The organism is Pantoea sp. Lij88, from assembly GCF_030062155.1.
GTDB lineage: Bacteria > Pseudomonadota > Gammaproteobacteria > Enterobacterales > Enterobacteriaceae > Pantoea.
Genome location: NZ_CP118269.1, coordinates 3,321,664 through 3,336,860 on the forward strand (window position 1 = coordinate 3,321,664; position 15,197 = coordinate 3,336,860).

Genomic DNA, 15,197 nt, shown 5'->3' on the forward strand with positions numbered 1-15,197 from the left:
AATGAAAACCTTATACCAGAAGTTATTTGATGCACATGTCGTCCACGAAACGCCAGAAGAAACCCCGTTACTCTACATCGATCGCCATCTGATCCATGAAGTGACCTCACCACAGGCCTTTGATGGTCTGCGTGCGCACGGACGTAAAGTCCGTCAGCCGGGCAAAACCTTTGCCACCATGGATCACAACGTTTCTACCCAAACCAAAGATATCAATGCGTCGGGCGAGATGGCGCGTATTCAGATGCAGGAGCTGATGAAGAACTGCGCGGAGTTTGGCGTCCAGCTGTATGACCTGAATCACCCGTTCCAGGGCATTGTGCACGTTATCGGCCCTGAGCAGGGCATGACGCTGCCGGGCATGACGATTGTCTGCGGCGACTCGCATACCGCGACGCACGGCGCCTTTGGCTCACTGGCCTTTGGTATCGGCACCTCCGAAGTGGAACATGTGTTTGCGACTCAGACGCTGAAACAGGGTCGGGCGAAAACCATGAAGATTGAAGTGCTGGGCCAGGCATCAACCGGCATTACAGCAAAAGATATCGTGCTGGCAATCATCGGTAAAACCGGCAGCGCAGGCGGCACCGGCTATGTCGTTGAGTTCTGCGGACCGGCCATCCAGGCGCTGAGCATGGAAGGTCGTATGACCCTGTGCAACATGGCGATTGAGATGGGTGCGAAAGCGGGCCTGGTGGCACCGGATGAAACCACCTTCAACTATCTGAAAGGTCGTCAGTTCTCGCCACAGGGTGAGAAATGGGAGCAGGCCGTCGATTACTGGCGCACCCTGAAGTCTGACGAAGGCGCGAAATATGATGCCGTGGTGACATTGCATGCTGAAGATATCGCACCGCAGGTTACGTGGGGCACCAACCCAGGCCAGGTCATTGCCGTTGATCAGGTGATCCCGAATCCGGCCTCGTTCGCCGATCCGGTTGAGCGCGCCTCAGCGGAAAAAGCGCTGGCCTACATGAATCTGCAGCCAGGCATCAAACTGACCGATGTCGCGATCGATAAAGTGTTTATCGGCTCCTGCACCAACTCACGCATTGAAGATCTGCGTGCCGCCGCCGCGATCGCTAAAGGCCGCAAAGTCGCGCCTGGTGTGGTTGCCATGGTAGTGCCAGGTTCCGGCCCGGTAAAAGCGCAGGCTGAAGCGGAAGGTCTGGATAAAATCTTCCTGGAAGCGGGCTTCGAATGGCGTCTGCCAGGCTGCTCAATGTGTCTGGCGATGAACAATGACCGTCTGAATCCGGGCGAGCGCTGCGCATCTACCAGCAACCGTAACTTTGAAGGCCGTCAGGGCCGCGGTGGACGTACCCATCTGGTCAGCCCGGCGATGGCCGCGGCGGCTGCCGTGACCGGCCACTTTGCCGACATCCGTGAACTGACGACAGGAGCTTAAGTCATGGCGAATAAATTTACTCAGCACACCGGCATTGTTGCGCCGCTGGATGCCGCGAACGTCGATACGGACGCCATCATTCCCAAGCAGTTTTTGCAGAAGGTGACCCGCACCGGTTTCGGTCAGCACCTGTTCCACGACTGGCGCTTTGAAGATGACGCCGGTACGGTGCCGACACCCGGTTTTGTGCTGAACAAGCCGGAGTTCAAAGGCACCAGCATCCTGCTGGCGCGCGAGAACTTTGGCTGCGGATCTTCACGTGAGCATGCCCCCTGGGCACTGACCGATTTCGGTTTTCACGTGGTGATTGCGCCGAGCTTCGCCGATATCTTTTACGGCAACAGCTTCAACAATCAGCTGCTGCCGGTGAGATTAAGCGAAGAGGAAGTCGATGAGCTGTTCAGACTGGTTGCTGCCCAGCCAGGCATCAGCTTCACGGTCGATCTGGAAGCGCAGACGGTGACCGCAGGCGATAAAGTTTATTCGTTTGAGCTCGACAGCTTCCGCCGCCACTGCATGATTAACGGCCTCGACAGCATTGGCCTGACGCTGCAGCACGAAGCGTCGATTTCGCAGTATGAGCAGAATCAGCCCGCTTTCCTGCGCTGATTGAGTTAAAGCAGGGCGACATCCGGCCGCCCTCAGACTGCTGACAAACCCAAATCAGGGTGAATCTGACAGCAATAAAAAAACCTGACGCGCTGGGAACACGGTCAGAAGAGGAAAGCGTCCCGCGCCAGGGACGGCGAGGGCCGAGCGGCCAGGGATTGGCTTAAGCGACTTTCCGATCTGACCGTGTTCCCTTCGCCAGCTCGGTCTTACCGCCACCGAGCCGGACGTTATCAGCCCTCTGAGGGCGACATCCGGTCGCCCTTCTCTTTTATACGTCGCGCACCCGTGCCGACATCACCAGCGCCACAATCGCCAGCCCGAATGCCAGCCAGTAAACCGCCTCATGCCCCAGTCGCTCACTCAGCGTTCCCTGAATCACCCCAGCCAGAATCATGCCGGTCGAAATCGAGTTGGTGAACATGGTGGTCGCCGCGCCGGGCCGCCCTGGCATCAGATCCTGGAACCACAGCATCCCTATGCCAGCAATAATCCCGACGAAAACCGCGTTAAACAGCTGCAATACCATGAGCGAGGTGCGGGAATTAAACAGCACCAGCCCCAGATAAAACAGGACGCCCGCCGCCACCGCGATCAGCATTAAACGCCGCTTGCCGATGCGGCGCGCGTAATGGCCCGCCAGCAGCATCACCGGGATCTCCAGCCCGGCCGCCGTTCCCATCAGCAGACCGGCCAGCTTCTCCGGCAGACCCAGCGTGGTGCTGATATAGAGCGGCATATCGATGATATACATCGTGTTGCAGGTCCACATCGCCACCGAGGCGAGGAACAGCAAACGCACATCACGATCGCGCCAGCCACTCAACGGCAGCCCGCCGCTTTGCATCAGCGGCTGCGAGCGCGGCACCGACGGCAGGGTAAACCAGACCAGCAGGATACAGAGCAGAAACAGCACCGCAGCCACCATAAACAGCGTCACAAAGCCGTAGTTCAGCGCCAGCGCGAACGATAACGGCGGCCCGATCACCCACGCCAGCGACAGCTGCGCACGCATCACCGAACTGAACATCACCGCTTCACGCGCCGACTGATCGGCATATTCCCGTGCCAGCGCAAACAGCTGCGGCATAGAGACGCTGGCCAGCGCCGACAGCAGCACACCCAGCGTCAGCAGGGTCAGATAGTCGCGGGTAAAGGCAAACAGCAGCGCATTGATCAGCGCCATCAGGCAGCAGAAGAGAATGATATGACGACGATCGCCGACGCTGTCTGAGCGCTTTGCTACCAGCATGCTCACCACGATACCGGCCACCGCGTTGATGGTGAAAAACAGCCCGACCCAGAAAGGCCGCGCCTGCACCTCGCGTGTCAGAAACAGGCTGAGCGTCGGCGCCTGCAGTGCGCCCGCGATGCCCAGCATGAACGAGGCGACCATGAAAGCGAGGTAAACCGGATTGATGCGGCGCTGCCGCGTTAACAGCGATTTCATACCGAAATCCCTTACAGAACAAACAGAGGGGAAAAAGAAGGGTAGACGATACCGCGCAACATGAAAAAAGCCAGCAGAGATCATCTGCTGGCGGTGTAAATGCACCCTACTCAGAAAAGCACCGCGCTGAACAGCGAAGTGAGGGTCGAACGCCATTCAGTGCTGAATGCCTCCCGCTCTTCCCATAGCGCAAAGTTTGCTCTTAAAATAGGGCAGGAAAAACAGAGCGCTTTTCACAGGGAGTTCCCCTTTTATGTCCTCATCACGTCTGAAGCAGCAGTTCATCCGCCTGTGGCAGAGCTGTCAGGGACAAACGCAGGAGATTACGCTCAGCGAGCTGGCCGATCTGCTGCACTGCTCGCGCCGCCATATGCGAAATCTGCTCAACCGGATGCAGGCCGCAGGCTGGCTGATCTGGCAGGCGGAAGCCGGACGCGGCAAGCGATCGCAGCTTACTTTCTGCTACACCGGCCTGGCCCTGCAGCAGCAGCGTGCCGAGGATTTGCTGGAGCAGGATCGCATCGATCAGCTGGTCCAGCTGGTTGGGGATAAAAACCAGGTGCGGCAGATGATCAGCGCGCACCTGGGACGCAGTTTCCGGCAGGGCAAGCATATCCTGCGGGTGCTCTACTATCGTCCGCTGCTCAACCTGCTGCCCGGCTCGCCGCTGCGTCGCTCTGAAACCCAAATTGCCCGACAGATCTTCAACGGCCTGACGCGGATAAATGAGGAAAACGGGGAAATCGAGCCCGACATTGCGCACCACTGGCAGCAGACGTCCCCGCTTCACTGGCGCTTCTTCCTGCGTCCGGCGATTCGCTTCCATCACGGCAGAGAACTGGAGATGGAGGATGTGCTGGCCACGCTGGAGCGTCAGCGCCTGCATCCCCTCTTCTCCCATATCGCGCAGATCGACTCGCCTGCCCCCTGGACGCTGGATATCCGCTTAAGCCAGCCCGACGAGGGATTGCCCTGGCTGCTGGGCAGCGTCAGTGCGATGATCCTGCCGCGCGAATGGCCGACGCTGCACGACTTTGCCCGCCAGCCGGTTGGCACCGGTCCGTACCGGGTGATCCGCAATCAGGAGAGCCAGCTGAAAATCGAAGCGTTTGATGACTACTTCGGTTTTCGCGCGCTGATTGATGATGTCTCTATCTGGGTCCTGCCCGACATCAGCGATGAGCTGGTCTATGCCGGTGTGCGTCTGCAGGGCGACAGCGCCGATGAAGTTCAGGAGGAGAGCCGCCTGGAAGAAGGCTGCTACTATCTGCTCTTCGACCAGCGCTCGGAACCGGGCCGCAGCGAGGCGGTGCGCCGCTGGGTCAGCTACCTGTTTAACCCTATCGCCCTGCTCAATCACGCCGGTGTCGGCTATCAGCGCTACTGGTTCCCGGCGTATGGTCTGCTGCCGCGCTGGCACCACCGGCGCGACCTGACGCCCGTGGAAAAACCGCCCGGCTTAACGCATCTGACGCTGACCTGGTACAGCCAGCACGTGGAGCACGAAGGCATCGCTAATGCGCTGCGTCCGCTGCTGGCAGAGCATGGCGTCACGCTGGAGACCCGTGAGATAAGCTACGAAAGCTGGTATCAGGGCGAGGCGGAAAGTGACATCTGGCTGGGCAGCGTGAACTTTACCCTGCCGCTGAATTACTCGCTGTTCGCACAGCTTTATGAGATCCCACTGCTGCATCACTGCCTGCCAATCGACTGGCACGGCGATGCGGCCCGCTGGCGCGAGAAAACGCTGCCGCTGGCCGAATGGAGCAAACAGCTGGTCGAAGAAGCCGGTCTGCATCCGCTGTTTCATCACTGGCTGCTGCTCGAAGGACAGCGCAGCATGCGCGGCGTGCGGATGAATACCCTGGGCTGGTTTGATTTTAAATCGGCCTGGTTCGCGCCACCGGCGTTGTGACGCTTTCGCCCCGGCGCTGAAATGACTAGAATGTGACGTTCTCAACGGGGTGCGGCCTGCCACAAGCAAGCCGCTGAGAGAGACCCGTCGAACCTGATTCGGTTAATACCGACGTAGGGATTTGAGAGGCCTCTGTGCTCAGATCCTTTGCGACTCATCCCCTATTCTCCTGAAGGAGCGCAAAGTGTTAAAAAAAGTTCTGCCGGTGCTGCTGTTACTCTCCGCCCCCGTTCTGGCGGCTAAGCCGGTTCTCACGGTCTACACCTACGACTCCTTCTCCGCTGACTGGGGCCCTGGCCCGGCGGTCAAAAAAGCCTTTGAAGCCCAGTGCAACTGCGAGCTGAAATTCGTCACGCTGGAAGATGGTGTTTCGCTGCTGAATCGCGTGCGTATGGAAGGCAAAAACAGTAAAGCCGATGTGGTGCTGGGACTGGATAACAATCTGGTTCAGGCGGCGCAGAAAACCGGCTTGTTTGCTGAAAGTCAGGTCGACACCTCGACATTGAAACTGCCTGATGGCTGGCACAACACCACCTTCGTGCCGTTCGATTATGGCTACTTCGCCTTTGTCTATGACAAAACCCGGCTGAAGAATCCGCCAAAAAGTCTGAAAGAGCTGGTCGACAGCCCGGAGAAGTGGCGCGTAATCTACGAAGATCCCCGCACCAGCACGCCCGGCTTAGGTCTGCTGCTGTGGATGCAGAAGGTCTATGGCGATCAGGCTCCGCAGGCGTGGCAAAAGCTGGCGCAGAAAACCGTGACGGTCACCAAAGGCTGGAGTGAAGCCTATGGCCTGTTCCTCAAGGGCGAAGGCGATCTGGTGCTGAGCTACACCACCTCTCCGGCGTACCACATCATCGAAGAGAAAAAAGAGAACTACGCCGCCGCGTCATTTGCAGAGGGTCACTATCTGCAGGTCGAAGTTGCCGCCCAGTTAGCCAGCAGCAAACAGCCGGCTCTGGCGCAGCAGTTCATGAAGTTTATGGTCTCGCCTGACTTCCAGCGCACCATCCCAACCGGCAACTGGATGTACCCGGTGATCGACACGCCGCTGCCTGCCGGTTTCGCGGCGCTCAGCGTGCCTTCCACTGCTCTGCAGTTCTCGCCGGAGGAGGTTGCCAGCCAGCGTTCGGGCTGGATTAGCCAGTGGCAACGCGCCGTCAGCCGCTGATGCCGCGCTGGCTGATTCCCGGTTCCCTCGCCACGGTGTTGTTGACCATCGTGGCGTTTCTGGCCTTTGGCGCACTCTGGAGCGCCGCGCCGGACACGGACCTGCGCGGCGTGCTGCAGGATGATTATCTGCATCACGTTATCGCGTTCTCTTTCGGTCAGGCGCTGCTCTCTGCCCTGCTGTCGCTGCTGCCTGCGGTGCCGCTGGCGCGGGCGCTCTATCGACGCCGTTTTCCCGGGCGTCTGCTGCTGTTACGCCTGTGCGCCATGACGCTGGTGCTGCCGGTGCTGGTCGCGGTGTTCGGCCTGCTGACTGTCTATGGTCGCGTCGGCTGGCTGGCGCAGTTGTGCCAGCTGGCAGGGCTGGATTATCACTTCTCCCCCTATGGTCTGCCAGGCATCTTGCTGGCGCACGTCTTCTTTAACCTGCCGCTGGCAACCCGCCTGATGCTACAGGCGCTGGAGAGCATCCCGGCGGAACAGCGCATGCTGGCGGCGCAGCTTGACCTGCGCGGCTGGCACCATTTCCGGCTGCTGGAGTGGCCGTGGCTGCGGCGTCAGCTGCTGCCAACCGGTGCGCTGATCTTTATGCTCTGTTTCGCCAGCTTTGCCACCGTGCTGTCGCTGGGCGGCGGTCCGCAGGCCACCACCATTGAGCTGGCGATATTCCAGGCGCTGAGTTATGACTACGATCCCGGACGTGCTGCGCTGCTGGCGCTGATCCAGCTCGGCTGCTGTCTGACGCTGGTGCTGCTCAGCCAGCGCTTCAGCAAGGCGATTCCCGCCGGAGCCAGCCAGCTCAACGGCTGGCGTGACCCGCAGGATTCGCGCGGCGCACAACTGGTCGATACGCTGATGATCCTGCTGGCGCTGATCCTGCTGCTGCCCCCGCTGGCGGCAGTCATCGTTGATGGTCTGCACGGCGGACTGCGTGGCGCGCTGGCCCAGCCCGCCCTGTGGCAGGCCACCTTTACGTCATTGCGCATCGCCATCGGTGCCGGTCTGATCTGCGTGGTGCTGACCATGATGCTGCTGTGGAGCAGTCGCGAGCTGCGTCTGCGTCAGCGTCCGGTGGCGGCACAGTTAATCGACACCAGCGGCATGCTGATTCTGGCGATGCCTGGCATCGTGCTCGCCACCGGCTTTTTCCTGCTGTTCAACGCCACCATCGGGCTGCCCGATTCGGCTGAGGGGCTGGTGGTCTTTACCAACGCGCTGATCGCCATTCCCTATGCGCTGAAAGTGCTGGAAAACCCGATGCGGGATGTCGCAGAGCGCTACGGCAGACTCTGCGATTCACTGGAACTCCACGGCTGGAACCGGCTGCGGCTGATCGAGCTGCGGGCGCTGAAACGTCCGCTTGCCCAGGCGCTGGCCTTTGCCTGCGTGCTGTCGATTGGCGATTTCGGCGTGGTGGCGCTGTTTGGCAATGCCGACTTCCGCACACTGCCGTTCTACCTTTATCAGCAGATTGGCGCCTATCGCGGCGCAGATGGCGCGGTTACCGCCCTGCTGCTGCTGATGCTCTGCTTATTGCTGTTCACGCTAATGGAAAAATTACCGGGCCGCCATGCTGACTCTTGATAACCTCACTTACCTCTATCAGCATCTGCCGATGCGCTTCAGCCTCACAGCCACGCGCGGTGAGCGCATCGCGATTCTCGGCCCCAGCGGAGCCGGAAAAAGCACCCTGCTGAGTCTGATTGCCGGTTTTCTGCCGGTGAAACAGGGCACTCTGATGATTGACGGCCAGGTGCACACCCACAGCGTCCCGGCCAGACGACCGGTATCGATGCTGTTTCAGGAGAACAACCTGTTTCCGCACCTCAGCGTGCAGCAGAACATGGCGCTGGGGCTGCATCCGGGATTAAAACTCAGCGCTGAGCAGCGTCAGCAGCTGACCGCGCTGGCCGATCAGGTGGGATTAGGCGATCTGCTGACCCGTCTGCCCGGCGAGCTGTCGGGCGGACAGCGACAGCGCGTGGCGCTGGCACGTTGTCTGCTGCGTGACCGGCCGGTGCTGCTGCTGGATGAGCCTTTTTCTGCGCTGGACCCCGCGCTGCGCGGAGAGATGCTGCAACTGGTGCGTTCGGTGTGCGAAGCGCGCAGCATCACGCTGCTGATGGTGTCGCACAGTCTGGAAGATGCACAGCAGATTGCGCCGCGCAGCGTGGTGATTGTGGATGGACGGGTCTACTGGGATGGCGAAACCCGACAGCTGCTGTCGGGCGATACGCGGGAGGCCGAAGTGCTCGGCATCCCGCGTCGTTAAGCGTCAGGCGAAGAAAACCTGCCACAGCAGATGACGGAAAACGGGCATCATCGGATGGAACTGAATGCCGACAAACGCCGCGACGGCGATCACCAGCCCCAGCGGTCCTGCCCAGCGCAGGCGTTCAGGTGGCAGCCAGGCGGTCGCCCAGTCGCGGCTCTTGCCGCTGCGCCACCAGCGCCAGCATAACCACCCACCCAGCCAGATCAGCAGTGCTGCGCCGAGTAACAGCCATTTAAAGCTGCCGCCCTGCGCGGCCTTCGGCACATCGATCGCTACACCCGCCAGAATACCGGGCAGCAGATAGAGCGGCGGCCAGAGGATGCAGCCGATAAGGTTCGGCGGCAGGAACTTACGCACCGGCAGCTCCAGCATACCCGCCGCCAGCGGGATCAGCGGACGCGTAGGACCCACAAAGCGCCCGACCAGAATCGTAAACATGCTGTGCTGATGCAGGGCGTGCTCGGTTTTATCCAGCAGGCCTTTATACTTTTGCAGATACTTCCAGCGGTGCAGCGGCCCCTGGAATTTCCAGCCAATGCCATAGGAGACCCAGTCACCAATCAGGCAGCCCGCAAAGCCCGCTGCCCAGGCCGGGTAAAGGCCAAGCTCGCCACTGCCGATCAGCGCGCCCAGACTGGCCATCATCACTGTACCTGGCAGCAACAGCCCGACCAGCGCCAGCGACTCCAGAAACGTCACCAGCGCAACGGCAAACAGCGCCCATTCCAGGGACTGTGTAATCAGTTGTTGAATCCAGGCTTCCATAATCATCCTAAGTAAAAGCAGAAGGCTGGATTGTCCAGAGCCAGCCACACACCGTCAAGGCAAGAATTGTAGGACAATGTTGACAAAACGCAGCGGCGGGAACTGTATAAATATCCATGATATACTTAAGCAGTTTTCTCACCCCTGAATTGCTGAGTCCGGAGAACATCTGAATATGCCCCGCGCAGGTTTTCTGCTCACCCGCCACTGGCGCGACAGCCCGCATGGCACCGAAATTATCCTCTGGCTGGCCACCGATGCCGGCGCGCAGCGCGTGGTGCTGCCGGTGCAGGAGTCTGTCGCGTTTATTCCCGAGGAATTTCAGGCGCAGGTCAGCGAATTACTTAAAGATGAACGTCAGTTTCGGATTCAGTCGCTGGCGCTGAAAGATTTCCGCCGCCGCCCGGTTTTTGGCCTCTACTGCCCGCAGAATCGTCAGCTACAGCGCATCGAAAAACGGCTGCGCGAACAGGGCATCCCGGTCTATGAGGCAGATATCCGTCCGCCGGAGCGCTACCTGATGGAGCGTTTTATTACCGCACCGGTCTGGTTTGACGGCGAGCAGCGCGGCGACAGCGTGGTCAACGCGCGGCTCAAACCCCATCCCGACTATCGCCCGCCGCTGAAATGGGTCTCGCTGGACATTGAAACCACACAGCATGGCGAGCTCTACTGCATCGGGCTGGAGGGCTGCGGTCAGCGTCAGGTCTATATGCTCGGCCCCGCCAACGGTGATGCCAGCACGCTGGATTTCGAGCTGATCTATCTCGACAGCCGTCCTCAGCTGCTTGAAGCGCTGAACCAGTGGTTTGAGGAACATGACCCGGATGTCTTAATTGGCTGGAACGTGGTGCAGTTTGACCTGCGCGTTCTGCAAAAGCATGCCGATCGCTACGGTATCCCGCTTCGTCTTGGCCGCCAGCAGGCCGCGCTGGAGTGGCGTGAACATGGCTTCAAGCCCGGCGTTTTTTTCGCTCAGGCCAGTGGCCGGTTAATCATCGATGGCATCGACGCACTGAAATCGGCCTTCTGGGATTTCCCGTCGTTCAGCCTGGAGTCGGTGTCGCAACAGCTGCTGGGTGAAGGGAAAGCGATCGACAATCCGTGGCATCGCATGGAAGAGATTAACTGGCGCTTTGCCAACGATAAACCGGCGCTGGCACGCTACAACCTGAAAGACTGCGAGCTGGTGACGCGCATTTTTCACAAAACGGCGATTATGCCGTTTCTGCTGGAACGCGCGGCGGTCAATGGCCTGGCCGTCGATCGCCACGGCGGATCGGTGGCGGCCTTTGGTCATCTCTATATTCCGCGGATGCATCGCGCCGGGTTTGTCGCCCCGAACATGGGTGATGTGGCCCCGGAAGCCAGTCCGGGCGGCTATGTGATGGATTCGCGCCCCGGCCTGTATGACTCGGTGCTGGTGCTGGATTACAAAAGCCTCTATCCGTCTATTATCCGCACCTTCCTGATCGATCCAGTCGGTCTGGTTGAGGGACTGGCCCATCCGGATGATGCCGATTCGGTCGAGGGTTTCCGTGAAGCGCGTTTTTCACGGCACACGCACTGCCTGCCCGCGATTGTTGAGCAGATCTGGCTGGGCCGCGAAGCGGCGAAAAAGCAGAAAAACCAGCCGCTGTCCCAGGCGCTGAAGATCATCATGAACGCCTTTTACGGCGTGCTGGGCACCAGCGCCTGCCGCTTCTTCGATCCCCGTCTCGCCTCCTCGATTACCCTGCGCGGTCACGCCATCATGCAGCAGACCCGCACGCTGATTGAGGCGGAAGGTTATGACGTTATCTATGGCGACACCGACTCCACCTTTGTCTGGCTGAAGTCCGCCCACAGCGAAGAGCAGGCCGCCGCGATTGGTCAGCAGCTGGTGCAGAAAGTGAATGCCTGGTGGCGCGACCACCTGCAGCAGACTCACGGGCTGACCAGCGCGCTGGAACTGGAGTATGAAAACCACTTCTGCCGTTTCCTGATGCCGACGATTCGCGGCGCGGAACAGGGCAGCAAGAAACGCTATGCCGGATTGATTCGCGACGCCGACAGTGAACGCATGGTCTTCAAGGGACTGGAGTCGGTACGAACCGACTGGACGCCGCTGGCAAAAGAGTTTCAGCAGCAGCTCTATCATCGAATCTTCCACCGGGAGCCGTGGCAGGATTACATCCGCACCACCGTGGCGCAGCTGCTGGCAGGCGAACTCGACGATAAGCTGATCTATAAAAAGCGCCTGCGACGTCCGCTGAAGGAATATGAACGAAACGTGCCGCCGCACGTGCGCGCCGCCCGGCTGGCCGATGAGCAGAATCGTAAATTAAACCGGCCATTGCAGTATCAGAATGGTGGCCGGATTCGTTACGTCATTGCCACGGCAGGCCCTGAGCCACTGGAGGCACGCAGCACACCGCTGGACTATGACCACTATGTTACGAAGCAGCTTCAGCCGGTTGCAGAGGGGATTCTGCCCTTTGTTGAAGGGGACTTTGCTACACTTATTACCGGACAGCTGGGGCTTTTTTGACAGGTGACGAACGCCCTGCCATCCAGTACCATAGCGCCCTTCCTGAAACTCACCGCTCTTACACCCGCTCCAGACCTCGTTGTCTGGCGGTAACGCTATTGCCTGAGCTTTGGGAACACCTCTAAAAACGTTAAAATTCGAGCAAAAAATATATGGTTTTTACATTAGGTCAGCGCTGGATTAGTGATACGGAAAGTGAACTGGGACTGGGCACCGTGGTGGCGATCGATACCCGCATGATCACCCTGCTGTTTCCGGCCACGGGGGAAAACCGCCTCTACGCCCGCAACGATTCGCCTGTTACCCGCGTCATCTTTAATCCGGGTGATACCATCACCAGCCACGAAGGCTGGCAGATGCGCGTCGATGAAGTACGCAACGAAAATGACCTGATGACCTATATCGGTACCCGTCTGGATACCGAAGAAAGTGAAGTGATGCTGCGCGAAGTGATGCTCGACAGCAAGCTGGTGTTCAGTAAGCCGCAGGATCGTCTGTTTGCCGGCCAGCTCGACCGGATGGATCGTTTTGCCCTGCGCTTCCGCGCCCGTAAATACCAGAGTGAGCAGTACCGCCTGCCGATCAGCGGCTTACGCGGTATGCGCACCAACCTGATCCCTCACCAGCTGCATATCGCCCACGATGTGGGTCGTCGCCACGCGCCACGCGTGTTGCTGGCCGATGAAGTTGGCCTGGGTAAAACGATTGAAGCCGGGATGATCATCCAGCAGCAGCTGCTGGCAGGCCGTGCCGATCGCGTCCTGATCGTGGTGCCAGAAACCCTGCAGCACCAGTGGCTGGTCGAAATGCTGCGTCGCTTCAACCTGCGCTTTGCGCTGTTTGATGACGATCGTTATACCGAAGCGCAGCACGACAGCGATAACCCGTTTGAAACGGAGCAGCTGATTATCTGCTCACTCGACTTCGTGCGCCGCAACAAGCAGCGCCTTGAGATGCTGGCCGATGCCGAATGGGATCTGCTGGTCGTCGACGAAGCGCACCATCTGGCCTGGTCAGAAGGCGAGCCAAGCCGTGAATATCAGGTTATCGAACAGCTGGCTGAGAAAACCGCCGGCGTTCTGCTGCTGACCGCAACGCCGGAGCAGCTGGGCATGGAGAGTCATTTCGCCCGTCTGCGTCTGCTCGATCCTAATCGTTTCCATGACTTCGCGGCCTTTGTGGAAGAGCAGCAGCATTTCCGCCCAATAGCTGATGCCGTCACGGCGCTGCTGGCCGATAAAGCGATCTCCCAGGAGGAGATGAACCGGATCAACGATCTGGTCGGCGAGCAGGACATCGAGCCACTGCTGCAGGTTGCTAACAGCGACCGTGACGGCAAGCTGGAGGCGCGTCAGGAGCTGATCTCCATGCTGATGGATCGCCACGGCACCAGCCGCGTGCTGTTCCGTAACACCCGTAATGGGGTGAAAGGCTTCCCGAAACGCGAACTGCACCAGATCCGCCTGCCGCTGCCTGCGCAGTATCAGACGGCGATCAAAGTCTCCGGCATTATGGGTGCGCGCAAAAGCGCAGAAGAGCGGGCGCGTGACCTGCTCTATCCGGAGCAGATTTATCAGGAATTTGAAGGCGAAAGCGGCACCTGGTGGAACTTCGATCCGCGTGTGGAATGGCTGATGGGCTATCTCACCAGCAACCGTAAAGAGAAAGTGCTGGTAATCTGCGCCAAAGCCGCCACCGCGCTGCAGCTGGAGCAGGTACTGCGCGAGCGCGAAGGCATCCGCGCTGCCGTGTTCCACGAAGGGCTGTCGATCATTGAACGTGACCGTGCTGCCGCCTGGTTCGCCTCAGAAGAGAATGGCGCGCAGGTGCTGTTGTGCTCCGAAATCGGTTCTGAGGGCCGTAACTTCCAGTTTGCCAGCCGTCTGGTGATGTTCGACCTGCCGTTTAACCCGGACCTGCTGGAGCAGCGTATCGGTCGTCTGGATCGTATCGGTCAGGCGCACGATATTCAGATTCTGGTGCCGTGGCTGGAGCAGACCGCCCAGGCCGTGCTGCTGCGCTGGTATCACGAAGGGCTGGACGCGTTTGAACACACCTGCCCGACCGGCCGCACTATTTATGACAGCGTCCATTCGCAGCTGATCGGCTATCTGGCCGCGCCGGAAAACAGCGAAGGCTTCGATACGTTTATCACCGACTGCCGCAAACAGCACGACGCGCTGAAACTGCAGCTGGAACAGGGTCGCGATCGCCTGCTGGAGCTGAACTCCAACGGCGGTGAATCGGCTCAGCTGCTGGCGAATGCGATCAGCGAGCAGGATAACGACACCGGCCTGGTGAACTTCGCGCTTAACCTGTTTGATATCGTGGGTATCAACCAGGAAGATCGCAGCGATAACCTGATCGTGCTGACGCCTTCCGACCACATGCTGGTGCCCGATTTCCCTGGCCTGCCGGAAGATGGCTGCACCATCACCTTTAACCGCGAGCAGGCGCTGTCACGCGAAGATACCCAGTTCATTACCTGGGAACATCCGCTGATCCGCAACGGTCTGGATCTGATTCTGTCGGGTGATACCGGTAGCAGCGCCCTGTCACTGCTGAAGAACAAGGCGCTGCCGGTGGGAACGCTGCTGGTTGAGCTGATCTATGTGGTTGAAGCGCAGGCACCGAAACATCTGCAGCTGACCCGCTTCCTGCCGCCAACGCCAATCCGTCTGCTGATGGACACCAAAGGCACTAATCTGGCGGGCAAAGTGGAGTTCGAAAGCTTCAACCGTCAGCTGAATGCCGTTAACCGTCATACCGCCAGCAAACTGGTGAATGCGGTACAGCAGGATGTGCATGCGATTCTGACTCAGGGCGAACAGAGCGTCGTCAGCGAAGCGCGTGCGGTGATTGACGCGGCGCGTGCCGAAGCGAACGAGAAGCTGGGTGCAGAACTCTCGCGCCTGAATGCGCTGAAAGCCGTCAACCCGAACATCCGTGAAGATGAAATCGAAGCGCTGGAAAGCAACCGTGAACAGGTGCTGGAAAGTCTTGATGAGGCCAACTGGCGTCTCGACGCGCTGCGCCTGATTGTGGTGACACACCAGTAAGCTCAGGGGCCGCATG

The 15,197-nt window shown here is 59.5% G+C and carries 10 protein-coding genes and 1 riboswitch; of the genes, 8 read left to right on the forward strand and 2 right to left on the reverse strand.

Annotated elements, in window-relative coordinates:
- Position 1: 1 nt before the first annotated feature.
- Together leuC and leuD are read left to right on the forward strand one after the other, a co-directional pair.
- On the forward strand, positions 2-1,408 hold the full coding sequence (gene leuC / locus PU624_RS19445; RefSeq protein ID WP_283546267.1) for a 3-isopropylmalate dehydratase large subunit: 1,407 nt from the start codon (positions 2-4) through the stop codon (positions 1,406-1,408).
- Between the two features lie 3 nt (positions 1,409-1,411).
- Entirely contained in the window at positions 1,412-2,017 is a 606-nt protein-coding gene (leuD, locus tag PU624_RS19450) for a 3-isopropylmalate dehydratase small subunit (protein ID WP_283546268.1), read from the forward strand.
- A gap of 271 nt (positions 2,018-2,288) precedes the next feature.
- On the opposite strand, the gene PU624_RS19455 is transcribed toward leuD, so the two are convergent.
- Positions 2,289-3,467 carry an MFS transporter gene (locus tag PU624_RS19455; RefSeq protein WP_283546269.1) on the reverse strand — a complete coding sequence of 393 codons (1,179 nt, stop codon included), beginning with the start codon at positions 3,465-3,467 and terminating at the stop codon, positions 2,289-2,291.
- Between the two features lie 253 nt (positions 3,468-3,720).
- On the opposite strand from PU624_RS19455, the gene sgrR reads away from it, so the two are divergent.
- The 4 genes from sgrR (at position 3,721) to thiQ (ending at position 8,824) form a co-directional block, all read left to right on the forward strand.
- Complete coding sequence (sgrR, locus tag PU624_RS19460; RefSeq protein ID WP_283546270.1) at positions 3,721-5,382, forward strand: HTH-type transcriptional regulator SgrR; 1,662 nt, start codon at positions 3,721-3,723, stop codon at positions 5,380-5,382.
- A gap of 35 nt (positions 5,383-5,417) precedes the next feature.
- A riboswitch (TPP riboswitch) is annotated at positions 5,418-5,520 on the forward strand.
- 46 nt (positions 5,521-5,566) lie between these two features.
- Positions 5,567-6,553 (forward strand): thiamine ABC transporter substrate binding subunit, encoded by a 987-nt coding sequence (gene thiB, locus PU624_RS19465; RefSeq protein ID WP_283546271.1) that lies wholly within the window; start codon positions 5,567-5,569, stop codon positions 6,551-6,553.
- Complete coding sequence (thiP, locus tag PU624_RS19470) at positions 6,529-8,136, forward strand: thiamine/thiamine pyrophosphate ABC transporter permease ThiP (RefSeq protein WP_283546272.1); 1,608 nt, start codon at positions 6,529-6,531, stop codon at positions 8,134-8,136. Before thiB ends, thiP begins: the two co-directional genes overlap by 25 nt.
- The gene (gene thiQ / locus PU624_RS19475; RefSeq protein ID WP_283546273.1) at positions 8,123-8,824 is read left to right on the forward strand and encodes a thiamine ABC transporter ATP-binding protein ThiQ; all 702 of its coding nucleotides are present in this window, start codon (positions 8,123-8,125) and stop codon (positions 8,822-8,824) included. The genes thiP and thiQ overlap by 14 nt, the downstream gene beginning before the upstream one ends.
- 3 nt (positions 8,825-8,827) lie before the next feature.
- On the opposite strand, the gene PU624_RS19480 is transcribed toward thiQ, so the two are convergent.
- Positions 8,828-9,592 carry a DedA family protein gene (locus PU624_RS19480; RefSeq protein ID WP_283546274.1) on the reverse strand — a complete coding sequence of 255 codons (765 nt, stop codon included), beginning with the start codon at positions 9,590-9,592 and terminating at the stop codon, positions 8,828-8,830.
- A gap of 169 nt (positions 9,593-9,761) precedes the next feature.
- Between PU624_RS19480 and polB the strand changes: the two genes are divergently transcribed.
- Together polB and rapA are read left to right on the forward strand one after the other, a co-directional pair.
- Positions 9,762-12,122 (forward strand): DNA polymerase II, encoded by a 2,361-nt coding sequence (polB, locus tag PU624_RS19485; RefSeq protein WP_283548033.1) that lies wholly within the window; start codon positions 9,762-9,764, stop codon positions 12,120-12,122.
- Between the two features lie 152 nt (positions 12,123-12,274).
- Positions 12,275-15,181, forward strand: coding sequence for an RNA polymerase-associated protein RapA (gene rapA, locus PU624_RS19490; protein ID WP_283546275.1), 2,907 nt, complete (start codon positions 12,275-12,277; stop codon positions 15,179-15,181).
- Positions 15,182-15,197 lie beyond the last annotated feature (16 nt).

Coding starts and splice junctions, on each gene's coding strand:
- sgrR (WP_283546270.1), top strand. CDS start 3,721: ATGTCCTCATCACGTCTGAAGCAGCAGTTCATCCGCCTGTGGCAGAGC.
- leuD (WP_283546268.1), top strand. CDS start 1,412: ATGGCGAATAAATTTACTCAGCACACCGGCATTGTTGCGCCGCTGGAT.
- leuC (WP_283546267.1), top strand. CDS start 2: ATGAAAACCTTATACCAGAAGTTATTTGATGCACATGTCGTCCACGAA.
- rapA (WP_283546275.1), top strand. CDS start 12,275: ATGGTTTTTACATTAGGTCAGCGCTGGATTAGTGATACGGAAAGTGAA.
- thiQ (WP_283546273.1), top strand. CDS start 8,123: ATGCTGACTCTTGATAACCTCACTTACCTCTATCAGCATCTGCCGATG.
- PU624_RS19455 (WP_283546269.1), bottom strand. CDS start 3,467: ATGAAATCGCTGTTAACGCGGCAGCGCCGCATCAATCCGGTTTACCTC.
- PU624_RS19480 (WP_283546274.1), bottom strand. CDS start 9,592: ATGGAAGCCTGGATTCAACAACTGATTACACAGTCCCTGGAATGGGCG.